We start from the raw sequence: 668 nt of genomic DNA on the forward strand, positions 1-668 counted from the left end.
TCCGGCTTCTGGACGCTGTCACGATAGGCGAGAGGCAGACTGGCACGGGCAGAGCAAGGAAAGGGGGACGGGGCGCATGAGGCTTTTGGATCCATCGACATGGTTTGCTGCGGCGAAACCGGTGCCGCCAGTACAACCGCCCACCGAGGTGAGGGTTCATGAATGGAAGCAGGCCGAGATCCTCTGGCGAATCCGCAAGGCGGACACGGCTTCGCCGGCGGACCCCATCATCGCAGCAGAGCTGGACAAGATCTTCTACGATAGCAGCGGGAATCTCAACGAGGCCGACTGGTCCCGGATCAACGAGGCGGAAAGTCTGCTCGGCGCTGTCCTCACCGATGTCCAACTGAGATCGCAATACTCGATCCTGCTGACATTGGCGGCCGCGCGAGCGCTTCCCTCGCTCAGTACCTATCCAAACCGGTCCGCATTCGGATTGCTCGGTCTGGATGACAAGCGGGATATCTACGGTGCGCTTCTCTACGAGCTGCAGTCCGGCTTCATCGGCGGGCGTTTCATCCGCCGACTGCGAGCCGAGGCCGCATCCACCTTGCTGCGCTACGGCAATATCATTGCCGAGATCACGATTCTGGTTCGCTTTCTATGGCTCTTCTTCTCGTGGCTCAGCCTGCCGAAGAAAGCTCTTTTGGAAGGAGGGGCGGTGATCT

General features: G+C 60.2%; 1 protein-coding gene. It reads left to right on the forward strand.

The window, feature by feature from the left end; all coding sequences use genetic code 11:
* Window positions 1-76 precede the first annotated feature (76 nt).
* Window positions 77-668, forward strand: a 592-nt coding sequence (locus AACY45_RS27310; RefSeq protein ID WP_339548560.1) for a hypothetical protein, incomplete at its 3' end; no start/stop codon positions are given.

It is taken from the genome of Pseudomonas sp. RA_35y_Pfl2_P32 (assembly GCF_963970735.1).
Taxonomy (GTDB): Bacteria; Pseudomonadota; Gammaproteobacteria; order Pseudomonadales; family Pseudomonadaceae; genus Aquipseudomonas.